The sequence below is a fragment of the Methylobacterium phyllosphaerae genome (genome assembly GCF_001936175.1).
Lineage (GTDB): Bacteria > Pseudomonadota > Alphaproteobacteria > Rhizobiales > Beijerinckiaceae > Methylobacterium > Methylobacterium fujisawaense.
Genome location: NZ_CP015367.1, coordinates 874,101 through 900,908, shown reverse-complemented (window position 1 = coordinate 900,908; position 26,808 = coordinate 874,101). Strand labels below are relative to the sequence as shown.

3 protein-coding genes and 2 pseudogenes are annotated in these 26,808 nt (G+C 66.4%); 2 read left to right on the top strand and 3 right to left on the bottom strand.

From position 1 onward, the window contains the following. Positions 1-56: 56 nt before the first annotated feature. A pseudogene (locus tag MCBMB27_RS04060) lies at positions 57-9,662 on the top strand (non-ribosomal peptide synthetase); the annotation flags it as partial. Continuing rightward, a complete protein-coding gene (locus tag MCBMB27_RS04055) occupies positions 9,659-23,497 on the top strand; it encodes a non-ribosomal peptide synthetase (protein WP_083683365.1) in 13,839 nt (4,612 codons plus the stop codon). The pseudogene MCBMB27_RS04060 and the gene MCBMB27_RS04055, both read left to right, overlap by 4 nt. Positions 23,498-23,911: 414 nt before the next feature. On the opposite strand, the pseudogene tnpC reads toward MCBMB27_RS04055, so the two are convergent. The 3 genes and pseudogenes from tnpC to istA form a co-directional block, all read right to left on the bottom strand. Continuing rightward, positions 23,912-24,707, bottom strand: a pseudogene (tnpC, locus tag MCBMB27_RS04050) (IS66 family transposase); the annotation flags it as partial. Between the two features lie 69 nt (positions 24,708-24,776). Beyond that, positions 24,777-25,559: an IS21-like element helper ATPase IstB gene (gene istB, locus MCBMB27_RS04045; protein ID WP_170861908.1), complete on the bottom strand. Its 783-nt coding sequence runs from the start codon at positions 25,557-25,559 to the stop codon at positions 24,777-24,779. Then, positions 25,559-26,797 (bottom strand): IS21 family transposase, encoded by a 1,239-nt coding sequence (gene istA, locus MCBMB27_RS04040; protein WP_075381867.1) that lies wholly within the window; start codon positions 26,795-26,797, stop codon positions 25,559-25,561. The genes istB and istA overlap by 1 nt, the downstream gene beginning before the upstream one ends. Between the last annotated feature and the right edge of the window lie 11 nt (positions 26,798-26,808).

Genomic DNA, 26,808 nt, shown 5'->3' with positions numbered 1-26,808 from the left:
ATTATAGAGATGAAGTCGCAGACAGAGAGACTTTAGCAGTACCGCATCATGCCCGAGTGATCACGCCGGGCATGCTGCCGCTGATCGAGCTGACGCAGGCGGATATCGAGCGCATCGTCGCGGGTGTTCCCGGGGGCGTGGGGAACGTCCAGGACATCTACAGCCTGTCCCCTCTGCAGGACGGGATACTGTTCCATCACCTGCTGGCCAGCGACGGCGATCCCTATCTCCAGGCCAGCCAGATGGCCTTCCCCGATCGCGCGCTTCTCGATCGGTATCTTGCGGCCGTGCAACGGGTGGTCGATCGCCACGACATCCTGCGCACCGCCTTCGTGTGGGATCAGCTGTCCGTTCCGGCTCAGGTGGTCTGGCGCAAGGCGCCGCTCGTCGTCACGGAGGTCGAGCTCGATCCCCATGGCGGTCCCGGCCCCGAGCAGATGGCGCGCCGCTTCGATCCGCGCCACTTCCGGATCGATCTGACCCAGGCCCCCCTGCTGCGCTATGCCATCGCGCGCGAGCCCGGCACTGAGCGCTGGCTGCTGCATGAACTGCAGCATCACTTAGTCGATGACGCATCATCAATGTTTATCTTTCGTTTGGAGGTCGAGGCGTTTCTCTCCGGCCGCGGCGCGGAGTTGGCCCCGCCCCGTCCCTATCGCGACCTGATCGCGCAAGCGCGCCTGGGCATCCCGCAGGAGGAGCACGAGCGCTTCTTCCGCAGCATGCTGGCCGACATCGATGAGCCGACCGCCCCGTTCGGCCTGCTGGATGTGCGCCGCGACGGCACCGCCGTGCAGGAGGCGCGGTGGGACCTGCCTCCAGGGCTCAACGACCAGCTCCGCGCCCAGGCCCGGCGGCTCGGCGTCAGCCTGGCCAGCCTGTGTCACCTCGCCTGGGGACAGGTGATCGCTCGAACCAGCGGCCGTGAGCAGGTCGTGTTCGGCACGGTCCTGTTCGGGCGCATGCGGGCCGGCGACGGCGCCGATCAGGCCATGGGCCTGTTCATCAACACGCTGCCGTTGCGGCTTGATCTCGGTGACGTCGATGTCGAGACAAGCGTGCGCCAGACCCATGCCCGGCTCGCCGACCTGCTGCGCCACGAGCACGGCTCGCTCGCCCTGGCCCAGCGCTGCAGCGCCGTGGCCGCGCCGACCCCGCTGTTCAGCGCCCTGCTCAACTACCGGCACAACGTCGCCGCGCCTGCCGTCGAGGACCGATCCCACGCCCTGGCGGGGATCGAGTGGCTCGGCGGCGAGGAGCGCACGAACTACCCCTTTATCTTGTCGGTCGAGGATTACGGCCACGCCCTCGGCCTGACGGCACAGGTCGTTCAGCCGCTCTCCCCCGACCGGGTCTGCGCGCTCATGCGGCGATCGCTGGAGAGCCTCGTCGAGGCGCTGGAGCACGCCCCCACCACGCCGGTCCGTCGGCTCGACGTGCTGCCCCGGGCGGAGCGCGAGCTTCTGCTCGAGACCTGGAACCGCACCGAGGCGGCCTATCCCTCGGAGCTGTGCGTCCACCAGCTGTTCGAGGAGCAGGTGCGCCGCAGCCCGGACGCGACCGCCCTGGTGCAGGACGAGGTCAGCCTCAGCTACGGCGAGTTGAACCGGCGTGCGAACCGCCTGGCGCATCACCTGATCGGCCTGGGGGTCCGACCCGACGAACGGGTGGCGATCTGCCTGGAGCGCAGCCCGGCGATGGTGGTCGGGCTTCTGGCGATCCTGAAGGCGGGCGGGGCCTACGTGCCGCTCGATCCGGCCTACCCGTCGGAGCGCCTGGGCCGGATCCTGGCGGATGCGGGTCCGCGGCTACTGCTGACGGACGGCGTCGGGCGCGCGGTTCTGGGCGAGGCCTGTTCCGGGCACACGGTGCTGGCGCTCGACCGGCCGCTGCCCGGCGAGGCCGGGCTGCCCGAGGGCGATCCCGATCCGGCCGAGCTCGGCCTCACCGCCGGCCACCTCGCCTACGTCATCTACACCTCCGGATCCACCGGAACGCCAAAAGGCGTCATGGTCGAACATCGGGGATTGAATAATCTTATCTGTTGGCATGTCGATAGATTTGATCTTGTTCTTGGGTGTAGATGTACTGTAGCGGCCAATCTATCTTTTGATGCTAGCGGTTGGGAGTTGTGGCCTGCAATTGCCAGCGGATCTATGGCAATTCTATTATCAAAAAGTGCCACCAATGATGTCGTTAAGACGGTTCACTGGCTTGTCAATGAAAAGGCAAGCGTAAAATTTATGGCGACCGCGCTATTTAATGCCGCCAAAGATCAAGTGCAGTCCGATAGCGATCTCGAATATGTTCTGGTTGGCGGTGATCGCCTGACTAACGATGTTGGTCAATTCGTTTCAGGGGCCAAGTTAGTTAATAATTATGGTCCGACCGAGACGACCGTTGTTGCAACGTCGTGGCAATGTCCGGCTGGTTATGCGGGCGATGTTGTGCCGATCGGTCGTCCGATCGCCAACACGCGGATCTACATCCTGGACGGGTCCGGCGCGCCGGTGCCGCTGGGCGCCGTGGGCGAGCTGTACATCGGCGGCGCGGGCGTGGCCCGGGGCTACCTCAACCGCCCCGACCTGACCGCCGAGCGCTTCCTGAAGGACCCGTTCAGCCCCGCACCGGGCGCGCGGATGTACCGGACCGGCGATCTGGCCCGCTACCTGCCCGACGGCAACATCGAGTTCCTCGGTCGCAACGACGATCAGGTCAAGATCCGCGGCTTCCGCATCGAGCCGGGCGAGATCGAGGCGCGCCTGGCCGAACACGCCGCCGTGCGCGAGGCCGCCGTCGTCGCCCGGGGCGAGGGCTCGGCCCAGCGCCTGGTCGCCTACGTGGTGGCCGCGCCGGAGGAGGATCTCGCCGGATCGCTGCGCGCCCATCTGAGCGCCCGCCTGCCCGACTACATGGTCCCGGCCGCCTTCGTGCGCCTCGACGCCCTGCCGCTCACCCCCAACGGCAAGCTGGACCGCCGCGCGCTGCCGGATCCGGACGTCGACGCCTACGCCCGCCAGGCCTACGAGCCGCCGCGGGAGGGGATCGAGGCCGTCCTGGCCGGCCTCTGGCAGGAACTGCTCGGGGTCGAGCGGGTCGGCCGCCACGACAGCTTCTTCGAACTCGGCGGCCACTCCCTCCTGGCCGTTCGCCTGCTCAGCCGCCTGCCGCAGGCCCTGGGCGTGCAGCTGCCTCTGGCGGCCCTGTTCGGCAGCCCGGATCTGGCCGGCTTGGCGGCGACCATCGACGGCGCCCTTGTCCGTTCAGGGCCCCAGGCGCTGCCGTCGATCGAGCCGGTCTCCCGTGACGCGCCTCTGGCGCCGTCCTTCGCCCAGCAGCGCCTGTGGTTCCTGGCGCAGCTCGATGGCGTGAGCGCGACCTACCACGTGCCTCTGGCCCTGCGCCTGCGCGGAGAGCTCGACGTCCCGGCTCTGCAACGAAGCCTGGATCGGATCCTGGACCGTCACGAGGCCCTGCGCAGTCTGTTCAGCGCCCCCGAGGGCCTGCCTCGGGTCGAACTGCTTCCGTCCGGAACCGGCCTGCCCCTCGCCCGGCACGACCTGTACGGTGCCGCCGATGCAGAGGTGCAGCTTGAGCGGCTGTGTGCCCAGGAGGTCCAATCCCCGTTCGATCTGGCCCGAGGGCCCTTGATCCGCGGCTGCCTGATCCGTCTGGGAGAGGCCGACCATGTCTTCGTGCTGACCCAGCACCACATCGTCTCCGACGGCTGGTCTGCCGCCGTGCTGCTCAGGGAACTCGGGTCTCTGTACGCCGCCTTCAGCCAGGGGCGCCCGGACCCTCTGGCACCTCTGGCGCTTCAGTACCCGGACTACGCGGCTTGGCAGCGCCGCTGGCTCAGCGGCGAGCGCCTCGAGGCCCAGGCTGGATACTGGCGCCGGGTTCTGGCGGATGCGCCGGTCCTGCTCGCCCTGCCGACCGACCGTCCGCGTCCGGCCCAGCAATCCTTCGCCGGCGGCTCGCTCCCGGTGCGCATCGAGGCCAGCCTGTCCCGGGCGCTCAAGGATCTGAGCCGGCAACACGGCGTGACCTTGTTCATGACCGTGCTCGCGGCTTGGGCCGCGGTGCTCGCTCGGCTGTCCGGTCAGGACGACCTCGTCATCGGCACGCCGACGGCCAACCGTGGCCGGACGGAGACGGAGGGGCTGATCGGCTTCTTCGTGAACACGCTGGCCCTGCGGCTCGACCTGTCGGGTGAGCCGGCTGTGGGCGAAGTGCTGGCTCGGGTGCGTCGGGCCGCCCTGGACGCGCAGGACAACCAGGATCTGCCCTTCGAGCAGGTGGTCGAGATCGTCCAGCCGCCGCGGCGTCTGGATCACACGCCGCTGTTCCAGGTCATGTTCGCTTGGCAGAACACCGAGGAGGCCAGGCTGGTCCTGCCGGGGCTGGAGGCCGAGCCGGCTGGGCTTCCGTACGATGTGGCCAAGTTCGACCTCGAGTTGTCTCTGTCCGAGAGCGAGGACGGCATCGGCGGCGCCCTTGGCTACGCGACGGCGCTGTTCGATGCCGCAACGGTCGAGCGGCATCTGGGCTATCTGCTCACCGTGCTCGAAGCCATGGTCGCCGAGCCGGCCCTTCCGGTCCGTCGGCTCGACGTGCTGCCCCGGGCGGAGCGCGAGCTTCTGCTCGAGACCTGGAACCGCACCGAGGCGGCCTATCCCTCGGAGCTGTGCGTCCACCAGCTGTTCGAGGAGCAGGTGCGCCGCAGCCCGGACGCGACCGCCCTGGTGCAGGACGAGGTCAGCCTCAGCTACGGCGAGTTGAACCGGCGTGCGAACCGCCTGGCGCATCACCTGATCGGCCTGGGGGTCCGACCCGACGAACGGGTGGCGATCTGCCTGGAGCGCAGCCCGGCGATGGTGGTCGGGCTTCTGGCGATCCTGAAGGCGGGCGGGGCCTACGTGCCGCTCGATCCGGCCTACCCGTCGGAGCGCCTGGGCCGGATCCTGGCGGATGCGGGTCCGCGGCTACTGCTGACGGACGGCGTCGGGCGCGCGGTTCTGGGCGAGGCCTGTTCCGGGCACACGGTGCTGGCGCTCGACCGGCCGCTGCCCGGCGAGGCCGGGCTGCCCGAGGGCGATCCCGATCCGGCCGAGCTCGGCCTCACCGCCGGCCATCTCGCCTACGTCATCTACACCTCCGGATCCACCGGAACGCCAAAAGGTGTCATGATCGAACATCGGGGATTGAATAATTATTTAACGTGGGCAGTATATGCATACGAACCAAGGAATTCCGTGGTTTCGTCATCTATTTCATTTGATGGTACTATAACAAGTCTATTTTGTCCTCTACTCTCTGGCGGCTTCATTCGATTGGTATCTGATCAAAATCAAGCATACAGTATAAGATGCAATTTAAATGCAAACGATGTGATGCTGAAACTGACGCCTTCTTTCATAGACGCGTCTCTAGCTGAGAATTTTCAAAAAAACGGAATATCTTATCACACTCTATTTGTCATTGGTGGCGAGAGATTAACAAAAAGTACAATAGAACTAATTCGTCGGTCTTTTAAAAGAAGCAGAATAGTTAACGAATACGGGCCAACCGAAACGGTGGTTGGTTGTGTCATTTATGATATTGCTCATGAAATATCTCTGCTTGATGATGTTGTGCCGATCGGTCGTCCGATCGCCAACACGCGGATCTACATCCTGGACGGGTCCGGCGCGCCGGTGCCGCTGGGCGCCGTGGGCGAGTTGTACATCGGCGGCGCGGGCGTGGCCCGGGGCTACCTCAACCGCCCCGACCTGACCGCCGAGCGCTTCCTGAAGGACCCGTTCAGCCCCGCACCGGGCGCGCGGATGTACCGGACCGGCGATCTGGCCCGCTACCTGCCCGACGGCAACATCGAGTTCCTCGGTCGCAACGACGATCAGGTCAAGATCCGCGGCTTCCGCATCGAGCCGGGCGAGATCGAGGCGCGCCTGGCCGAACACGCCGCCGTGCGCGAGGCCGCCGTCGTCGCCCGGGGCGAGGGCTCGGCCCAGCGCCTGGTCGCCTACGTGGTGGCCGCGCCGGAGGAGGATCTCGCCGGATCGCTGCGCGCCCATCTGAGCGCCCGCCTGCCCGACTACATGGTCCCGGCCGCCTTCGTGCGCCTCGACGCCCTGCCGCTCACCCCCAACGGCAAGCTGGACCGCCGCGCGCTGCCGGATCCGGACGTCGACGCCTACGCCCGCCAGGCCTACGAGCCGCCGCGGGAGGGGATCGAGGCCGTCCTGGCCGGCCTCTGGCAGGAACTGCTCGGGGTCGAGCGGGTCGGCCGCCACGACAGCTTCTTCGAACTCGGCGGCCACTCCCTCCTGGCCGTTCGCCTGCTCAGCCGCCTGCCGCAGGCCCTGGGCGTGCAGCTGCCTCTGGCGGCCCTGTTCGGCAGCCCGGATCTGGCCGGCTTGGCGGCGACCATCGACGGCGCCCTTGTCCGTTCAGGGCCCCAGGCGCTGCCGTCGATCGAGCCGGTCTCCCGTGACGCGCCTCTGGCGCCGTCCTTCGCCCAGCAGCGCCTGTGGTTCCTGGCGCAGCTCGATGGCGTGAGCGCGACCTACCACGTGCCTCTGGCCCTGCGCCTGCGCGGAGAGCTCGACGTCCCGGCTCTGCAACGAAGCCTGGATCGGATCCTGGACCGTCACGAGGCCCTGCGCAGTCTGTTCAGCGCCCCCGAGGGCCTGCCTCGGGTCGAACTGCTTCCGTCCGGAACCGGCCTGCCCCTCGCCCGGCACGACCTGTACGGTGCCGCCGATGCAGAGGTGCAGCTTGAGCGGCTGTGTGCCCAGGAGGTCCAATCCCCGTTCGATCTGGCCCGAGGGCCCTTGATCCGCGGCTGCCTGATCCGTCTGGGAGAGGCCGACCATGTCTTCGTGCTGACCCAGCACCACATCGTCTCCGACGGCTGGTCTGCCGCCGTGCTGCTCAGGGAACTCGGGTCTCTGTACGCCGCCTTCAGCCAGGGGCGCCCGGACCCTCTGGCACCTCTGGCGCTTCAGTACCCGGACTACGCGGCTTGGCAGCGCCGCTGGCTCAGCGGCGAGCGCCTCGAGGCCCAGGCTGGATACTGGCGCCGGGTTCTGGCGGATGCGCCGGTCCTGCTCGCCCTGCCGACCGACCGTCCGCGTCCGGCCCAGCAATCCTTCGCCGGCGGCTCGCTCCCGGTGCGCATCGAGGCCAGCCTGTCCCGGGCGCTCAAGGATCTGAGCCGGCAACACGGCGTGACCTTGTTCATGACCGTGCTCGCGGCTTGGGCCGCGGTGCTCGCTCGGCTGTCCGGTCAGGACGACCTCGTCATCGGCACGCCGACGGCCAACCGTGGCCGGACGGAGACGGAGGGGCTGATCGGCTTCTTCGTGAACACGCTGGCCCTGCGGCTCGACCTGTCGGGTGAGCCGGCTGTGGGCGAAGTGCTGGCTCGGGTGCGTCGGGCCGCCCTGGACGCGCAGGACAACCAGGATCTGCCCTTCGAGCAGGTGGTCGAGATCGTCCAGCCGCCGCGGCGTCTGGATCACACGCCGCTGTTCCAGGTCATGTTCGCTTGGCAGAACACCGAGGAGGCCAGGCTGGTCCTGCCGGGGCTGGAGGCCGAGCCGGCTGGGCTTCCGTACGATGTGGCCAAGTTCGACCTCGAGTTGTCTCTGTCCGAGAGCGAGGACGGCATCGGCGGCGCCCTTGGCTACGCGACGGCGCTGTTCGATGCCGCAACGGTCGAGCGGCATCTGGGCTATCTGCTCACCGTGCTCGAAGCCATGGTCGCCGAGCCGGCCCTTCCGGTCCGTCGGCTCGACGTGCTGCCCCGGGCGGAGCGCGAGCTTCTGCTCGAGACCTGGAACCGCACCGAGGCGGCCTATCCCTCGGAGCTGTGCGTCCACCAGCTGTTCGAGGAGCAGGTGCGCCGCAGCCCGGACGCGACCGCCCTGGTGCAGGACGAGGTCAGCCTCAGCTACGGCGAGTTGAACCGGCGTGCGAACCGCCTGGCGCATCACCTGATCGGCCTGGGGGTCCGACCCGACGAACGGGTGGCGATCTGCCTGGAGCGCAGCCCGGCGATGGTGGTCGGGCTTCTGGCGATCCTGAAGGCGGGCGGGGCCTACGTGCCGCTCGATCCGGCCTACCCGTCGGAGCGCCTGGGCCGGATCCTGGCGGATGCGGGTCCGCGGCTACTGCTGACGGACGGCGTCGGGCGCGCGGTTCTGGGCGAGGCCTGTTCCGGGCACACGGTGCTGGCGCTCGACCGGCCGCTGCCCGGCGAGGCCGGGCTGCCCGAGGGCGATCCCGATCCGGCCGAGCTCGGCCTCACCGCCGGCCATCTCGCCTACGTCATCTACACCTCCGGATCCACCGGAACGCCAAAAGGTGTCATGATCGAACATGCTCAAGTTGAGCGATTGTTTTCTTCTACTGATGATATTTATTCATTCGGATCAAATGATGTTTGGTGTTTATTTCACTCTTTCAGTTTTGATTTTTCTGTGTGGGAGATTTGGGGGGCGCTGCGTTATGGTGGAAAATTAGTAATTGCTTCTGCTGACGCCATTCGTTCGCCTAGTATATTCTATCGATTAGTGTGCGACCAGAATATAACGGTACTAAATCAAACACCGACTTATTTTAAAGTATTTTTGGCAGAGCACCTCGCAAATAAATGTCAGACAAGCCTGAAGAAAATAATATTTGGGGGAGAGGCTTTTGAAACGTCCAATCTTAGGGAATGGTATAAGGCACATCCGGAATGTGGTCCTGAAATATATAATATGTATGGAATAACTGAGACGACTGTACATGTAACATGTCGATTAATAAATAGAAAAGATACTTATCTTAATGCAAGTCCGATCGGCAAGAAATTACCGGATCTTCGTCTCTATCTTTTGGACGGGTCTGGCGCGCCGGTGCCGCTGGGCGCCGTGGGCGAGTTGTACATCGGCGGCGCGGGCGTGGCCCGGGGCTACCTCAACCGCCCCGACCTGACCGCCGAGCGCTTCCTGAAGGACCCGTTCAGCCCCGCACCGGGCGCGCGGATGTACCGGACCGGCGATCTGGCCCGCTACCTGCCCGACGGCAACATCGAGTTCCTCGGTCGCAACGACGATCAGGTCAAGATCCGCGGCTTCCGCATCGAGCCGGGCGAGATCGAGGCGCGCCTGGCCGAACACGCCGCCGTGCGCGAGGCCGCCGTCGTCGCCCGGGGCGAGGGCTCGGCCCAGCGCCTGGTCGCCTACGTGGTGGCCGCGCCGGAGGAGGATCTCGCCGGATCGCTGCGCGCCCATCTGAGCGCCCGCCTGCCCGACTACATGGTCCCGGCCGCCTTCGTGCGCCTCGACGCCCTGCCGCTCACCCCCAACGGCAAGCTGGACCGCCGCGCGCTGCCGGATCCGGACGTCGACGCCTACGCCCGCCAGGCCTACGAGCCGCCGCGGGAGGGGATCGAGGCCGTCCTGGCCGGCCTCTGGCAGGAACTGCTCGGGGTCGAGCGGGTCGGCCGCCACGACAGCTTCTTCGAACTCGGCGGCCACTCCCTCCTGGCCGTTCGCCTGCTCAGCCGCCTGCGTCAGCTCGGCTACGCCGCAGAAGTCCGGGATCTGTTTGTTTGCCCAAAACTCTTTGAGTTTTCGCAAACATTGGATGAAATTATCACGGTGGAAATATGAATATAAGAGATTTTATCAACTATATCACCTCCGCAGGCAATAGTATTTCGGTGAGAGATGATAAGATTTTAATCTCGGGTAAATCAAGAGCAATTTCTAAAAATGATATTTTGTTTATTTCTTCGAATAAAAATGAAATCATTGATTATTTGAAAAGCAATAATTCACTCAAAGAAGACGATTATAGAGATGAAGTCGCAGACAGAGAGACTTTAGCAGTACCGCATCATGCCCGAGTGATCACGCCGGGCATGCTGCCGCTGATCGAGCTGACGCAGGCGGATATCGAGCGCATCGTCGCGGGTGTTCCCGGGGGCGTGGGGAACGTCCAGGACATCTACAGCCTGTCCCCTCTGCAGGACGGGATACTGTTCCATCACCTGCTGGCCAGCGACGGCGATCCCTATCTCCAGGCCAGCCAGATGGCCTTCCCCGATCGCGCGCTTCTCGATCGGTATCTTGCGGCCGTGCAACGGGTGGTCGATCGCCACGACATCCTGCGCACCGCCTTCGTGTGGGATCAGCTGTCCGTTCCGGCTCAGGTGGTCTGGCGCAAGGCGCCGCTCGTCGTCACGGAGGTCGAGCTCGATCCCCATGGCGGTCCCGGCCCCGAGCAGATGGCGCGCCGCTTCGATCCGCGCCACTTCCGGATCGATCTGACCCAGGCCCCCCTGCTGCGCTATGCCATCGCGCGCGAGCCCGGCACTGAGCGCTGGCTGCTGCATGAACTGCAGCATCACTTAGTCGATGACGCATCATCAATGTTTATCTTTCGTTTGGAGGTCGAGGCGTTTCTCTCCGGCCGCGGCGCGGAGTTGGCCCCGCCCCGTCCCTATCGCGACCTGATCGCGCAAGCGCGCCTGGGCATCCCGCAGGAGGAGCACGAGCGCTTCTTCCGCAGCATGCTGGCCGACATCGATGAGCCGACCGCCCCGTTCGGCCTGCTGGATGTGCGCCGCGACGGCACCGCCGTGCAGGAGGCGCGGTGGGACCTGCCTCCAGGGCTCAACGACCAGCTCCGCGCCCAGGCCCGGCGGCTCGGCGTCAGCCTGGCCAGCCTGTGTCACCTCGCCTGGGGACAGGTGATCGCTCGAACCAGCGGCCGTGAGCAGGTCGTGTTCGGCACGGTCCTGTTCGGGCGCATGCGGGCCGGCGACGGCGCCGATCAGGCCATGGGCCTGTTCATCAACACGCTGCCGTTGCGGCTTGATCTCGGTGACGTCGATGTCGAGACAAGCGTGCGCCAGACCCATGCCCGGCTCGCCGACCTGCTGCGCCACGAGCACGGCTCGCTCGCCCTGGCCCAGCGCTGCAGCGCCGTGGCCGCGCCGACCCCGCTGTTCAGCGCCCTGCTCAACTACCGGCACAACGTCGCCGCGCCTGCCGTCGAGGACCGATCCCACGCCCTGGCGGGGATCGAGTGGCTCGGCGGCGAGGAGCGCACGAACTACCCCTTTATCTTGTCGGTCGAGGATTACGGCCACGCCCTCGGCCTGACGGCACAGGTCGTTCAGCCGCTCTCCCCCGACCGGGTCTGCGCGCTCATGCGGCGATCGCTGGAGAGCCTCGTCGAGGCGCTGGAGCACGCCCCCACCACGCCGGTCCGTCGGCTCGACGTGCTGCCCCGGGCGGAGCGCGAGCTTCTGCTCGAGACCTGGAACCGCACCGAGGCGGCCTATCCCTCGGAGCTGTGCGTCCACCAGCTGTTCGAGGAGCAGGTGCGCCGCAGCCCGGACGCGACCGCCCTGGTGCAGGACGAGGTCAGCCTCAGCTACGGCGAGTTGAACCGGCGTGCGAACCGCCTGGCGCATCACCTGATCGGCCTGGGGGTCCGACCCGACGAACGGGTGGCGATCTGCCTGGAGCGCAGCCCGGCGATGGTGGTCGGGCTTCTGGCGATCCTGAAGGCGGGCGGGGCCTACGTGCCGCTCGATCCGGCCTACCCGTCGGAGCGCCTGGGCCGGATCCTGGCGGATGCGGGTCCGCGGCTACTGCTGACGGACGGCGTCGGGCGCGCGGTTCTGGGCGAGGCCTGTTCCGGGCACACGGTGCTGGCGCTCGACCGGCCGCTGCCCGGCGAGGCCGGGCTGCCCGAGGGCGATCCCGATCCGGCCGAGCTCGGCCTCACCGCCGGCCACCTCGCCTACGTCATCTACACCTCCGGATCCACCGGAACGCCAAAAGGCGTCATGGTCGAACATCGGGGATTGAATAATCTTATCTGTTGGCATGTCGATAGATTTGATCTTGTTCTTGGGTGTAGATGTACTGTAGCGGCCAATCTATCTTTTGATGCTAGCGGTTGGGAGTTGTGGCCTGCAATTGCCAGCGGATCTATGGCAATTCTATTATCAAAAAGTGCCACCAATGATGTCGTTAAGACGGTTCACTGGCTTGTCAATGAAAAGGCAAGCGTAAAATTTATGGCGACCGCGCTATTTAATGCCGCCAAAGATCAAGTGCAGTCCGATAGCGATCTCGAATATGTTCTGGTTGGCGGTGATCGCCTGACTAACGATGTTGGTCAATTCGTTTCAGGGGCCAAGTTAGTTAATAATTATGGTCCGACCGAGACGACCGTTGTTGCAACGTCGTGGCAATGTCCGGCTGGTTATGCGGGCGATGTTGTGCCGATCGGTCGTCCGATCGCCAACACGCGGATCTACATCCTGGACGGGTCCGGCGCGCCGGTGCCGCTGGGCGCCGTGGGCGAGCTGTACATCGGCGGCGCGGGCGTGGCCCGGGGCTACCTCAACCGCCCCGACCTGACCGCCGAGCGCTTCCTGAAGGACCCGTTCAGCCCCGCACCGGGCGCGCGGATGTACCGGACCGGCGATCTGGCCCGCTACCTGCCCGACGGCAACATCGAGTTCCTCGGTCGCAACGACGATCAGGTCAAGATCCGCGGCTTCCGCATCGAGCCGGGCGAGATCGAGGCGCGCCTGGCCGAACACGCCGCCGTGCGCGAGGCCGCCGTCGTCGCCCGGGGCGAGGGCTCGGCCCAGCGCCTGGTCGCCTACGTGGTGGCCGCGCCGGAGGAGGATCTCGCCGGATCGCTGCGCGCCCATCTGAGCGCCCGCCTGCCCGACTACATGGTCCCGGCCGCCTTCGTGCGCCTCGACGCCCTGCCGCTCACCCCCAACGGCAAGCTGGACCGCCGCGCGCTGCCGGATCCGGACGTCGACGCCTACGCCCGCCAGGCCTACGAGCCGCCGCGGGAGGGGATCGAGGCCGTCCTGGCCGGCCTCTGGCAGGAACTGCTCGGGGTCGAGCGGGTCGGCCGCCACGACAGCTTCTTCGAACTCGGCGGCCACTCCCTCCTGGCCGTTCGCCTGCTCAGCCGCCTGCCGCAGGCCCTGGGCGTGCAGCTGCCTCTGGCGGCCCTGTTCGGCAGCCCGGATCTGGCCGGCTTGGCGGCGACCATCGACGGCGCCCTTGTCCGTTCAGGGCCCCAGGCGCTGCCGTCGATCGAGCCGGTCTCCCGTGACGCGCCTCTGGCGCCGTCCTTCGCCCAGCAGCGCCTGTGGTTCCTGGCGCAGCTCGATGGCGTGAGCGCGACCTACCACGTGCCTCTGGCCCTGCGCCTGCGCGGAGAGCTCGACGTCCCGGCTCTGCAACGAAGCCTGGATCGGATCCTGGACCGTCACGAGGCCCTGCGCAGTCTGTTCAGCGCCCCCGAGGGCCTGCCTCGGGTCGAACTGCTTCCGTCCGGAACCGGCCTGCCCCTCGCCCGGCACGACCTGTACGGTGCCGCCGATGCAGAGGTGCAGCTTGAGCGGCTGTGTGCCCAGGAGGTCCAATCCCCGTTCGATCTGGCCCGAGGGCCCTTGATCCGCGGCTGCCTGATCCGTCTGGGAGAGGCCGACCATGTCTTCGTGCTGACCCAGCACCACATCGTCTCCGACGGCTGGTCTGCCGCCGTGCTGCTCAGGGAACTCGGGTCTCTGTACGCCGCCTTCAGCCAGGGGCGCCCGGACCCTCTGGCACCTCTGGCGCTTCAGTACCCGGACTACGCGGCTTGGCAGCGCCGCTGGCTCAGCGGCGAGCGCCTCGAGGCCCAGGCTGGATACTGGCGCCGGGTTCTGGCGGATGCGCCGGTCCTGCTCGCCCTGCCGACCGACCGTCCGCGTCCGGCCCAGCAATCCTTCGCCGGCGGCTCGCTCCCGGTGCGCATCGAGGCCAGCCTGTCCCGGGCGCTCAAGGATCTGAGCCGGCAACACGGCGTGACCTTGTTCATGACCGTGCTCGCGGCTTGGGCCGCGGTGCTCGCTCGGCTGTCCGGTCAGGACGACCTCGTCATCGGCACGCCGACGGCCAACCGTGGCCGGACGGAGACGGAGGGGCTGATCGGCTTCTTCGTGAACACGCTGGCCCTGCGGCTCGACCTGTCGGGTGAGCCGGCTGTGGGCGAAGTGCTGGCTCGGGTGCGTCGGGCCGCCCTGGACGCGCAGGACAACCAGGATCTGCCCTTCGAGCAGGTGGTCGAGATCGTCCAGCCGCCGCGGCGTCTGGATCACACGCCGCTGTTCCAGGTCATGTTCGCTTGGCAGAACACCGAGGAGGCCAGGCTGGTCCTGCCGGGGCTGGAGGCCGAGCCGGCTGGGCTTCCGTACGATGTGGCCAAGTTCGACCTCGAGTTGTCTCTGTCCGAGAGCGAGGACGGCATCGGCGGCGCCCTTGGCTACGCGACGGCGCTGTTCGATGCCGCAACGGTCGAGCGGCATCTGGGCTATCTGCTCACCGTGCTCGAAGCCATGGTCGCCGAGCCGGCCCTTCCGGTCCGTCGGCTCGACGTGCTGCCCCGGGCGGAGCGCGAGCTTCTGCTCGAGACCTGGAACCGCACCGAGGCGGCCTATCCCTCGGAGCTGTGCGTCCACCAGCTGTTCGAGGAGCAGGTGCGCCGCAGCCCGGACGCGACCGCCCTGGTGCAGGACGAGGTCAGCCTCAGCTACGGCGAGTTGAACCGGCGTGCGAACCGCCTGGCGCATCACCTGATCGGCCTGGGGGTCCGACCCGACGAACGGGTGGCGATCTGCCTGGAGCGCAGCCCGGCGATGGTGGTCGGGCTTCTGGCGATCCTGAAGGCGGGCGGGGCCTACGTGCCGCTCGATCCGGCCTACCCGTCGGAGCGCCTGGGCCGGATCCTGGCGGATGCGGGTCCGCGGCTACTGCTGACGGACGGCGTCGGGCGCGCGGTTCTGGGCGAGGCCTGTTCCGGGCACACGGTGCTGGCGCTCGACCGGCCGCTGCCCGGCGAGGCCGGGCTGCCCGAGGGCGATCCCGATCCGGCCGAGCTCGGCCTCACCGCCGGCCACCTCGCCTACGTCATCTACACCTCCGGGTCCACCGGAACGCCAAAAGGTGCGCTCAACGAGCATAGAGCCATCGTCAATTGTTTGTTCCGGACACAGCAAGTCTACTGTCTCAGCCAGCAGGACGTGGTGTTGCAGAAGACGCCCTTCAGCTTCGATGTCTCTGTTTGCGAATTCTTCTGGACGCTTCTTGCGGGGGCGACGCTCGTACTCGCTCTCCCAGAAGAGCATAAAGATCCTGCCGCGCTCATCAGATCGATCAACCGGCGGGGGGTGACGACAATCCACTTCGTGCCCTCGATGCTATCGGTTTTCCTCGAGACAGAGGGGGCGGCCAGCTGTGCGTCGTTGTTGCGGGTCATCTGCAGCGGTGAGGCGCTGCAGGCTGCCAGCCTTCGCAAGTTCTGCCATTTGTTGCCGCGGGCCGAGTTGCACAACCTCTATGGTCCGACCGAGGCGGCGATCCATGTCACGTCGTGGCGATGTCCGGCTGGTTATGCGGGCGATGTTGTGCCGATCGGTCGTCCGATCGCCAACACGCGGATCTACATCCTGGATGGGTCCGGCGCGCCGGTGCCGCTGGGCGCCGTGGGCGAGTTGTACATCGGCGGCGCGGGCGTGGCCCGGGGCTACCTCAACCGCCCCGACCTGACCGCCGAGCGCTTCCTGAAGGACCCGTTCAGCCCCGCACCGGGCGCGCGGATGTACCGGACCGGCGATCTGGCCCGCTACCTGCCCGACGGCAACATCGAGTTCCTCGGTCGCAACGACGATCAGGTCAAGATCCGCGGCTTCCGCATCGAGCCGGGCGAGATCGAGGCGCGCCTGGCCGAACACGCCGCCGTGCGCGAGGCCGCCGTCGTCGCCCGGGGCGAGGGCTCGGCCCAGCGCCTGGTCGCCTACGTGGTGGCCGCGCCGGAGGAGGATCTCGCCGGATCGCTGCGCGCCCATCTGAGCGCCCGCCTGCCCGACTACATGGTCCCGGCCGCCTTCGTGCGCCTCGACGCCCTGCCGCTCACCCCCAACGGCAAGCTGGACCGCCGCGCGCTGCCGGATCCGGACGTCGACGCCTACGCCCGCCAGGCCTACGAGCCGCCGCGGGAGGGGATCGAGGCCGTCCTGGCCGGCCTCTGGCAGGAACTGCTCGGGGTCGAGCGGGTCGGCCGCCACGACAGCTTCTTCGAACTCGGCGGCCACTCCCTCCTGGCCGTTCGCCTGCTCAGCCGCCTGCCGCAGGCCCTGGGCGTGCAGCTGCCTCTGGCGGCCCTGTTCGGCAGCCCGGATCTGGCCGGCTTGGCGGCGACCATCGACGGCGCCCTTGTCCGTTCAGGGCCCCAGGCGCTGCCGTCGATCGAGCCGGTCTCCCGTGACGCGCCTCTGGCGCCGTCCTTCGCCCAGCAGCGCCTGTGGTTCCTGGCGCAGCTCGATGGCGTGAGCGCGACCTACCACGTGCCTCTGGCCCTGCGCCTGCGCGGAGAGCTCGACGTCCCGGCTCTGCAACGAAGCCTGGATCGGATCCTGGACCGTCACGAGGCCCTGCGCAGTCTGTTCAGCGCCCCCGAGGGCCTGCCTCGGGTCGAACTGCTTCCGTCCGGAACCGGCCTGCCCCTCGCCCGGCACGACCTGTACGGTGCCGCCGATGCAGAGGTGCAGCTTGAGCGGCTGTGTGCCCAGGAGGTCCAATCCCCGTTCGATCTGGCCCGAGGGCCCTTGATCCGCGGCTGCCTGATCCGTCTGGGAGAGGCCGACCATGTCTTCGTGCTGACCCAGCACCACATCGTCTCCGACGGCTGGTCTGCCGCCGTGCTGCTCAGGGAACTCGGGTCTCTGTACGCCGCCTTCAGCCAGGGGCGCCCGGACCCTCTGGCACCTCTGGCGCTTCAGTACCCGGACTACGCGGCTTGGCAGCGCCGCTGGCTCAGCGGCGAGCGCCTCGAGGCCCAGGCTGGATACTGGCGCCGGGTTCTGGCGGATGCGCCGGTCCTGCTCGCCCTGCCGACCGACCGTCCGCGTCCGGCCCAGCAATCCTTCGCCGGCGGCTCGCTCCCGGTGCGCATCGAGGCCAGCCTGTCCCGGGCGCTCAAGGATCTGAGCCGGCAACACGGCGTGACCTTGTTCATGACCGTGCTCGCGGCTTGGGCCGCGGTGCTCGCTCGGCTGTCCGGTCAGGACGACCTCGTCATCGGCACGCCGACGGCCAACCGTGGCCGGACGGAGACGGAGGGGCTGATCGGCTTCTTCGTGAACACGCTGGCCCTGCGGCTCGACCTGTCGGGTGAGCCGGCTGTGGGCGAAGTGCTGGCTCGGGTGCGTCGGGCCGCCCTGGACGCGCAGGACAACCAGGATCTGCCCTTCGAGCAGGTGGTCGAGATCGTCCAGCCGCCGCGGCGTCTGGATCACACGCCGCTGTTCCAGGTCATGTTCGCTTGGCAGAACACCGAGGAGGCCAGGCTGGTCCTGCCGGGGCTGGAGGCCGAGCCGGCTGGGCTTCCGTACGATGTGGCCAAGTTCGACCTCGAGTTGTCTCTGTCCGAGAGCGAGGACGGCATCGGCGGCGCCCTTGGCTACGCGACGGCGCTGTTCGATGCCGCAACGGTCGAGCGGCATCTGGGCTATCTGCTCACCGTGCTCGAAGCCATGGTCGCCGAGCCGGCCCTTCCGGTCCGTCGGCTCGACGTGCTGCCCCGGGCGGAGCGCGAGCTTCTGCTCGAGACCTGGAACCGCACCGAGGCGGCCTATCCCTCGGAGCTGTGCGTCCACCAGCTGTTCGAGGAGCAGGTGCGCCGCAGCCCGGACGCGACCGCCCTGGTGCAGGACGAGGTCAGCCTCAGCTACGGCGAGTTGAACCGGCGTGCGAACCGCCTGGCGCATCACCTGATCGGCCTGGGGGTCCGACCCGACGAACGGGTGGCGATCTGCCTGGAGCGCAGCCCGGCGATGGTGGTCGGGCTTCTGGCGATCCTGAAGGCGGGCGGGGCCTACGTGCCGCTCGATCCGGCCTACCCGTCGGAGCGCCTGGGCCGGATCCTGGCGGATGCGGGTCCGCGGCTACTGCTGACGGACGGCGTCGGGCGCGCGGTTCTGGGCGAGGCCTGTTCCGGGCACACGGTGCTGGCGCTCGACCGGCCGCTGCCCGGCGAGGCCGGGCTGCCCGAGGGCGATCCCGATCCGGCCGAGCTCGGCCTCACCGCCGGCCATCTCGCCTACGTCATCTACACCTCCGGGTCCACCGGAACGCCAAAAGGCGTCATGGCGCATCACACAGGCTGTACAAATCTGTATCTGCATTATGCCCGTGTTTTTCTCCGGCCCGGGGATAGAGTTCTCTTAGTTTCGTCGTTTTCCTTTGATTTGACCTTGAAGAACATATTTTCTCCTTTGATCTCAAGCGCCGTCGTGGTGCTGGCGCCTCCAAGCTCGTTTGCGGGAAGCTCACTCATCAATCTTGTACACGATACGCACTCTGCAGTTCTAAACTGCGCACCCTCGCAGTTTTACGTCGCATCAGGCGAAGCCCCGACGCCTCCGCGGAAGTTGCGTTTCGTTGTTCTCGGTGGTGAACAGATCAAGATCGATCAGCTTCCTGTATGGGCCGGGATCGGCAAGGAAGTTTCTATCGTAAACAGCTACGGTCCGACCGAGATCACTGACGTTGCCGTCGATGGTATTTATTCTGCCGACAATCAGAATGGAATTGTGCCGATCGGTCGTCCGATCGCCAACACGCGGATCTACATCCTGGACGGGTCCGGCGCGCCGGTGCCGCTGGGCGCCGTGGGCGAGCTGTACATCGGCGGCGCGGGCGTGGCCCGGGGCTACCTCAACCGCCCCGACCTGACCGCCGAGCGCTTCCTGAAGGACCCGTTCAGCCCCGCACCGGGCGCGCGGATGTACCGGACCGGCGATCTGGCCCGCTACCTGCCCGACGGCAACATCGAGTTCCTCGGTCGCAACGACGATCAGGTCAAGATCCGCGGCTTCCGCATCGAGCCGGGCGAGATCGAGGCGCGCCTGGCCGAACACGCCGCCGTGCGCGAGGCCGCCGTCGTCGCCCGGGGCGAGGGCTCGGCCCAGCGCCTGGTCGCCTACGTGGTGGCCGCGCCGGAGGAGGATCTCGCCGGATCGCTGCGCGCCCATCTGAGCGCCCGCCTGCCCGACTACATGGTCCCGGCCGCCTTCGTGCGCCTCGACGCCCTGCCGCTCACCCCCAACGGCAAGCTGGACCGCCGCGCGCTGCCGGATCCGGACGTCGACGCCTACGCCCGCCAGGCCTACGAGCCGCCGCGGGAGGGGATCGAGGCCGTCCTGGCCGGCCTCTGGCAGGAACTGCTCGGGGTCGAGCGGGTCGGCCGCCACGACAGCTTCTTCGAACTCGGCGGCCACTCCCTCCTGGCCGTTCGCCTGCTCAGCCGCCTGCGTCAGCTCGGCTACGCCGCAGAAGTCCGGGATCTGTTCGCCAGCCCTACCCTGGAGGCCTTTGCCGCCGTTCAGTATCAGGACGGGAAGGTCGCACTCCCAGATTACGTGATCGCGGCAGGAACCCGTGTGATCACGCCGGGCATGCTGCCGCTGATCGAGCTGACGCAGGCGGATATCGAGCGCATCGTCGCGGGTGTTCCCGGGGGCGTGGGGAACGTCCAGGACATCTACAGCCTGTCCCCTCTGCAGGACGGGATACTGTTCCATCACCTGCTGGCCAGCGACGGCGATCCCTATCTCCAGGCCAGCCAGATGGCCTTCCCCGATCGCGCGCTTCTCGATCGGTATCTTGCGGCCATGCAACGGGTGGTCGATCGCCACGACATCCTGCGCACCGCCTTCGTGTGGGATCAGCTGTCCGTTCCGGCTCAGGTGGTCTGGCGCAAGGCGCCGCTCGTCGTCACGGAGGTCGAGCTCGATCCCCATGGCGGTCCCGGCCCCGAGCAGATGGCGCGCCGCTTCGATCCGCGCCACTTCCGGATCGATCTGACCCAGGCCCCCCTGCTGCGCTATGCCATCGCGCGCGAGCCCGGCACTGAGCGCTGGCTGGTGCACGAACTTCAGCATCACCTCATTGTCGATCACTCCACCTTGGAGGTGAGCCGGGCGGAGGTCGAGGCGTTTCTCTCCGGCCGCGGCGCGGAGTTGGCCCCGCCCCGTCCCTATCGCGACCTGATCGCGCAAGCGCGCCTGGGCATCCCGCAGGAGGAGCACGAGCGCTTCTTCCGCAGCATGCTGGCCGACATCGATGAGCCGACCGCCCCGTTCGGCCTGCTGGATGTGCGCCGCGACGGCACCGCCGTGCAGGAGGCGCGGTGGGACCTGCCTCCAGGGCTCAACGACCAGCTCCGCGCCCAGGCCCGGCGGCTCGGCGTCAGCCTGGCCAGCCTGTGTCACCTCGCCTGGGGACAGGTGATCGCTCGAACCAGCGGCCGTGAGCAGGTCGTGTTCGGCACGGTCCTGTTCGGGCGCATGCGGGCCGGCGACGGCGCCGATCAGGCCATGGGCCTGTTCATCAACACGCTGCCGTTGCGGCTTGATCTCGGTGACGTCGATGTCGAGACAAGCGTGCGCCAGACCCATGCCCGGCTCGCCGACCTGCTGCGCCACGAGCACGGCTCGCTCGCCCTGGCCCAGCGCTGCAGCGCCGTGGCCGCGCCGACCCCGCTGTTCAGCGCCCTGCTCAACTACCGGCACAACGTCGCCGCGCCTGCCGTCGAGGACCGATCCCACGCCCTGGCGGGGATCGAGTGGCTCGGCGGCGAGGAGCGCACGAACTACCCCTTTATCTTGTCGGTCGAGGATTACGGCCACGCCCTCGGCCTGACGGCACAGGTCGTTCAGCCGCTCTCCCCCGACCGGGTCTGCGCGCTCATGCGGCGATCGCTGGAGAGCCTCGTCGAGGCGCTGGAGCACGCCCCCACCACGCCGGTCCGTCGGCTCGACGTGCTGCCCCGGGCGGAGCGCGAGCTTCTGCTCGAGACCTGGAACCGCACCGAGGCGGCCTATCCCTCGGAGCTGTGCGTCCACCAGCTGTTCGAGGAGCAGGTGCGCCGCAACCCGGACGCGACCGCCCTGGTGCAGGACGAGGTCAGCCTCAGCTACGGCGAGTTGAACCGGCGTGCGAACCGCCTGGCGCATCACCTGATCGGCCTGGGGGTCCGACCCGACGAACGGGTGGCGATCTGCCTGGAGCGCAGCCCGGCGATGGTGGTCGGGCTTCTGGCGATCCTGAAGGCGGGCGGGGCCTACGTGCCGCTCGATCCGGCCTACCCGTCGGAGCGCCTGGGCCGGATCCTGGCGGATGCGGGTCCGCGGCTACTGCTGACGGACGGCGTCGGGCGCGCGGTTCTGGGCGAGGCCTGTTCCGGGCACACGGTGCTGGCGCTCGACCGGCCGCTGCCCGGCGAGGCCGGGCTGCCCGAGGGCGATCCCGATCCGGCCGAGCTCGGCCTCACCGCCGGCCATCTCGCCTACGTCATCTACACCTCCGGATCCACCGGAACGCCAAAAGGTGTCATGATCGAACATGCTCAAATTATAAATCTTGTATATTGGAGCTATAAGGAATATTCCTTCTCGGAGAGTGAATCAGTATTATTTTCTACGTCAATAAATTTTGATTTATCAGTATACGAAATGTTTTATCCACTCAGTTTTGGTACAAAACTGATTGTTGCTGACAATATTATGTCGAAAAAAACTTTCATTGATGATATATCTTTGATAAACACTGTCCCATCTAGTTTAAATAACGCGTTAATGGCCTCCGAAGATCTTATTAAGGCGAGGTGTGTTAATCTCTGCGGGGAACCACTTAGTCAAGAGCTGATAAAGGAAATATTTAATCGCGGTGAGGTAAGCAGTATATCTAATATATATGGCCCAACAGAGACAACTGTCTACTCTACTTGGCGAAAAATTCATAGGAACTCGAAGCGTATAAACAATATCGGTCGTCCGATCGCCAACACGCGGATCTACATCCTGGACGGGTCCGGCGCGCCGGTGCCGCTGGGCGCCGTGGGCGAGCTGTACATCGGCGGCGCGGGCGTGGCCCGGGGCTACCTCAACCGCCCCGACCTGACCGCCGAGCGCTTCCTGAAGGACCCGTTCAGCCCCGCACCGGGCGCGCGGATGTACCGGACCGGCGATCTGGCCCGCTACCTGCCCGACGGCAACATCGAGTTCCTCGGTCGCAACGACGATCAGGTCAAGATCCGCGGCTTCCGCATCGAGCCGGGCGAGATCGAGGCGCGCCTGGCCGAACACGCCGCCGTGCGCGAGGCCGCCGTCGTCGCCCGGGGCGAGGGCTCGGCCCAGCGCCTGGTCGCCTACGTGGTGGCCGCGCCGGAGGAGGATCTCGCCGGATCGCTGCGCGCCCATCTGAGCGCCCGCCTGCCCGACTACATGGTCCCGGCCGCCTTCGTGCGCCTCGACGCCCTGCCGCTCACCCCCAACGGCAAGCTGGACCGCCGCGCGCTGCCGGATCCGGACGTCGACGCCTACGCCCGCCAGGCCTACGAGCCGCCGCGGGAGGGGATCGAGGCCGTCCTGGCCGGCCTCTGGCAGGAACTGCTCGGGGTCGAGCGGGTCGGCCGCCACGACAGCTTCTTCGAACTCGGCGGCCACTCCCTCCTGGCCGTTCGCCTGCTCAGCCGCCTGCGTCAGCTCGGCTACGCCTCTGCATTAAGTGTTAATCAGATTTTTCAAAACCCCAAATTGCAAGATTTGGCTGTTGTATTGCAAGGCAATCAACTTGCGGAGGGCAGCATTGTCGAGATAAGAAAGGGCAAATCCGATATAGTTTTGTTTGCGTTGCCAACCGGGCACGGCGATATTTCATATGTCCATGAGTTGTCGAAATTTCTGAGCGATAAGATTTCTATTTACGCGATAATTTGGCCAAACTCTCTATCTGCGTTCAGAGACTTGAATCAACTTGCAGAACAGATATGCGAGTCCATGAGATCAGTGCAGAAGAATGGGCCTTACCGATTGCTGGGGTATTCTTCTGGTGGGCTGCTGGCCTGCGCCATAGCTCAACAGCTGGCAAATACAGACGAAAATGTGTCGTTTGTCGGACTGATTGATACAGCAATTTTGCGTGGTCGATCTACTCGGAAGAGTGATATATCGAAGAATATACTCAGCAACATGTTGAGGAGGGACGCTTTGAATAACGAAAAATTACGCTTGGAATGTCTTGCGGGCGAACTCTCTGCAACTTCCGAATACATCCCTGAATTGTTTGGTTCTCACGAGAATTTCGATAAAATAGTTTATAACTGTTATTTGTATAGCGAACTATGTTCGAGGTATGAGCCGACCGTCGGTCGGTACAATATCCTTCATATAATCGCCTCCTCTTCTGATTTGGAGAATGAAATTTCCGTCTCTGCGACGGAGTCTTGGCGCAAAAATGAAATGTGGCACCGCATGAAAATTGTACCTTTTGATGCGAATCACGAATCCATAATAGAAGAACGTGGAAATAGAAAAAAACTAGGTCATCTTTTGTCGGAGGAAATTGTTTCAAATTAACTACATTGAGGCCGAAGCAAACAACGTTGCGCGATCTGCTCCTGCATGATTCGCTGATGATCACCTAATTTCCCGAAGGATGAGGTGCGCCATAGAGGCTGTCGAGCGGTATTGATAGGAGGACGAACTCGCCGGTCGCATATACGATAATGCCAACCTGGGATAGCGGCTTCGCCGGACTCGCCGACATTACGGTCGGTTCCACGCACATGCGGACATCGCTCGGATGTGGGTAATAGGAAGTGTTCTCAAGCTCTTGCGAAAATGCGGTTGGCCAGATTTATGGCGACGGAAATTACCGTTATGGCGATGCTCCTAAGTTGGTGTTGCTGCACCGACAGCAACCACATCTTGGCGCTTGGATACCGTCGGCGGGCGCGGAGCCGTAATTACCCAGGCCTGTGATGGCAGGGTTCAGGCACCGATGGTTTTGAGGACGGTGCTGAAGGGGCTGCTGCCTGTGATTCGGGCGGTGTCGACGACGGTGCGGATGGCGGCCTCGCCGTCAGCCGCCCACATGGCGCGGTAGCCGTTGGTCACCTTCCGCTGCACGACGGCCGGACGAAGCAGCCGCTCGGAGCCGTTGTTGGTCGGCTCGACCTGTCCGGGATAGTCGAGGAACACCAGGAGTTGGTCGCGCGCGCGGCTGATCTTGGCCTGCAGGTCGCGGGTCAGGTCACAGCGGCTCGGCGTGGCCAGGATGGCACCGAGTTGCCGATCCAGGCTCCGGCGCTTGGCCGAGAGCGTCGCGGCAGCCAAGTCGGTGACGCGCCCGGCCAGGGCGAACACGCTTCCCAGCCAGAGCTGCAGGCGCCAGGGCACGGGATCGTCACTGACCTCGACAGCGTAGGCAACATCGCGGGCCAGATGCGCCAAGCAGGTCTGGTGCTCATCGGCATGGCCTTGTTGGGCCGTGTAGCGATCCGAGATCCACACCGCCGGTTCGGTGCCCGTCCATCATCTCCCGCACCACGACAGCGCCGCACGTCGGCGAGGCGGTGTGCACCACGGCTCGCGCCGAGTGGAACAGCCAGTGGTAAGCGTTCGAGCCTTCGATGCGCACGCCGGTCTCGTCGCAGGCGACGACCTCAGCCTTGCGCAGCATCGCGATGGCCGCGTCGCGACCCGGACGGAAGCAGCCCTGCGCGCGCCGGAGCAGGTTCATCAGCCCGCCCTGGCTGAGCGTGAGGCCGAACAGGTCGGAGAGCGCTATCAAGCGACATCCGGAACTGACCTCTTCGCGTCATGAGGATCTGACCCCTATGCTAATTTCACACGCCTAGACGGGTGTGGGTTGGGGGACCGCAGCCGCCTTTTGCAGGAGGCCGCTGCGACGCTTCTCACGAAGCCGGTAGCTGTCGCCGCGGATGGTGACGACGTGGCTGTGGTGCAGCAGCCGATCGAGGATCGCGGTGGCCACCACCGCATCGCCGAACACGCTCCCCCACTCGCCTACCGCTCGGTTCGACGTCACCAGCATCGCGCCCCGCTCGTAGCGGCGGCTGACGAGCTGGAAGAACAGATGCGCGGCATCCGGCTCGAACGGCAGATAGCCGAGCTCGTCGATGATCAGCAGTTTCGGCTTGGCGTAGTGCGTCAGCCGCTCCTCCAACCGACCCTCAGCATGCGCCTTGGCCAGCTGCGCCACGAGCGTCGTGGCCGGGGTGAACAGCACGCCATAGCCGGCCACAATCGCCGCGCGCCCGATCGCCACCGCCAAGTGCGTCTTGCCCACGCCGGGCGGCCCGAGGAACAGCACCGCCTCGCCATTGGCGATGAAGCGGCCGGTGGCGAGTTCACGGATCTGCGCCTTGTCCAGCGAGGGTTGGGCGCCGAAGTCGAAGCCGGTCAGGTCCCGCACGAAGGGGAAGCGAGCCAGACCAAAGGCCATGTCGATGCGGCGCTGGTCACGCCGAGCGACCTCACGCTCGCAGAACAGGGTCAGCGCCTCACGGATCGTCAGCTCGCCCCGGCCGGCCTCGTCGATCAGGCTATCGAGCTGATCGCGCATGGCCGTCAGCTTCAGGCGGTCGAGCAGCAGGGTGAGGTGGTCATGGTCCATCAGAAGCCTCCCCCGGCGACCGCCTCGTACTCGGCCAGCGGCCGCAACAGCGCCGGCGGCATGATGGGCGACGGGTCGAGCCGGTGAGCCGGTCGCTCTCGGCTACCCACAAGCCCGGCCAGATGGGCATCGTCGACGACACGGCCGTGGCGCCCCTTCAACGCGGCGTGCACGGCGACCTCACGTCCGCCGTGGTGGACGCGCACCACCGCTCCGCTCACGGTGACGCGAACCCGCTCGCCGATCAGCCGCCACGGCACCGAGTAGGCGTTGCCGTCGACGCTGACCGCGCAGTCTGCCCCGACCCGGCGCACGAGATCGCGTGCGGCGGAGAACGGCGGCACGCCCGCCAGGGGCTGCAGCGCCCGGGCCTCGTCCCGGGCGAACCGCGCGCCCGGCGCCTCACCGGTCGTGCCGTGCGCGCGCCGGTCGGCCACATCCCGCGTCCAGGCATCGAGATGCGCCTCCAGGGCGGCAAAGCTCGCGAAGCGGTGGCCGGCTACAGCGTTCCTTTTGACGTAGCCAACGCCGCGCTCGTCCTTGCCCTTCGTGCGCGCCCGGTACGGGGCGCAGGCCCGCACCCGGAAGCCCCAATGCCGGGAGAAGGCGTGCAACCGCGGATGCAGGATGACCTCGCGGCTGATCGGGTCATGGTGCAGGACCAGGGCGCGGGCATTGTCGAGCAGCACCTCACGCGGCACACCGCCGAAGGCCTGGAAGGCGCTCTCCAATCCGGCGAACCAGTCCTCCTGCCGCTCGTGGCCGAAGGCGCGCACGTGCAGTCGACGCGAGTAACCGAGCGTCGCAACGAACAGCGAGACCCGGGTTGGCACACCGCCGATCTCGATCCGCCGCTCGCCGAAGTCGATCTGCATCTGCTCGCCTGGCCGCGTCTCGAACCGCACGCTCGCCCGCGCGGCGATCACCAGGTCCCGCCGCAACGGCGCCACAGCCCGTTCCACGGTGCGCAGGCTGACGTGGATGTCCTTCTCGTTGGCGAGGTCCTGGCGCACGACGTCGGCGTTGCCGGCATGCTGCCGGAACCGTTCGGCCAACCAGTCCGTCAAGCCGTCGAGCCGCTTCGATCGTGAAGGCGTTTTAGAGGGGCGCCAATCACCCTGACGGAGCCAGTGCTTGACCGTGTTCTTCGAACAGCCGAGCTCGGTCGCGATCCGCTTGGCACCCCAGCCCAGCGCCTTCAGCCGCACCATCGCCGATACGTCGTCCGGCGTCTTCATCTCGGCCCTCC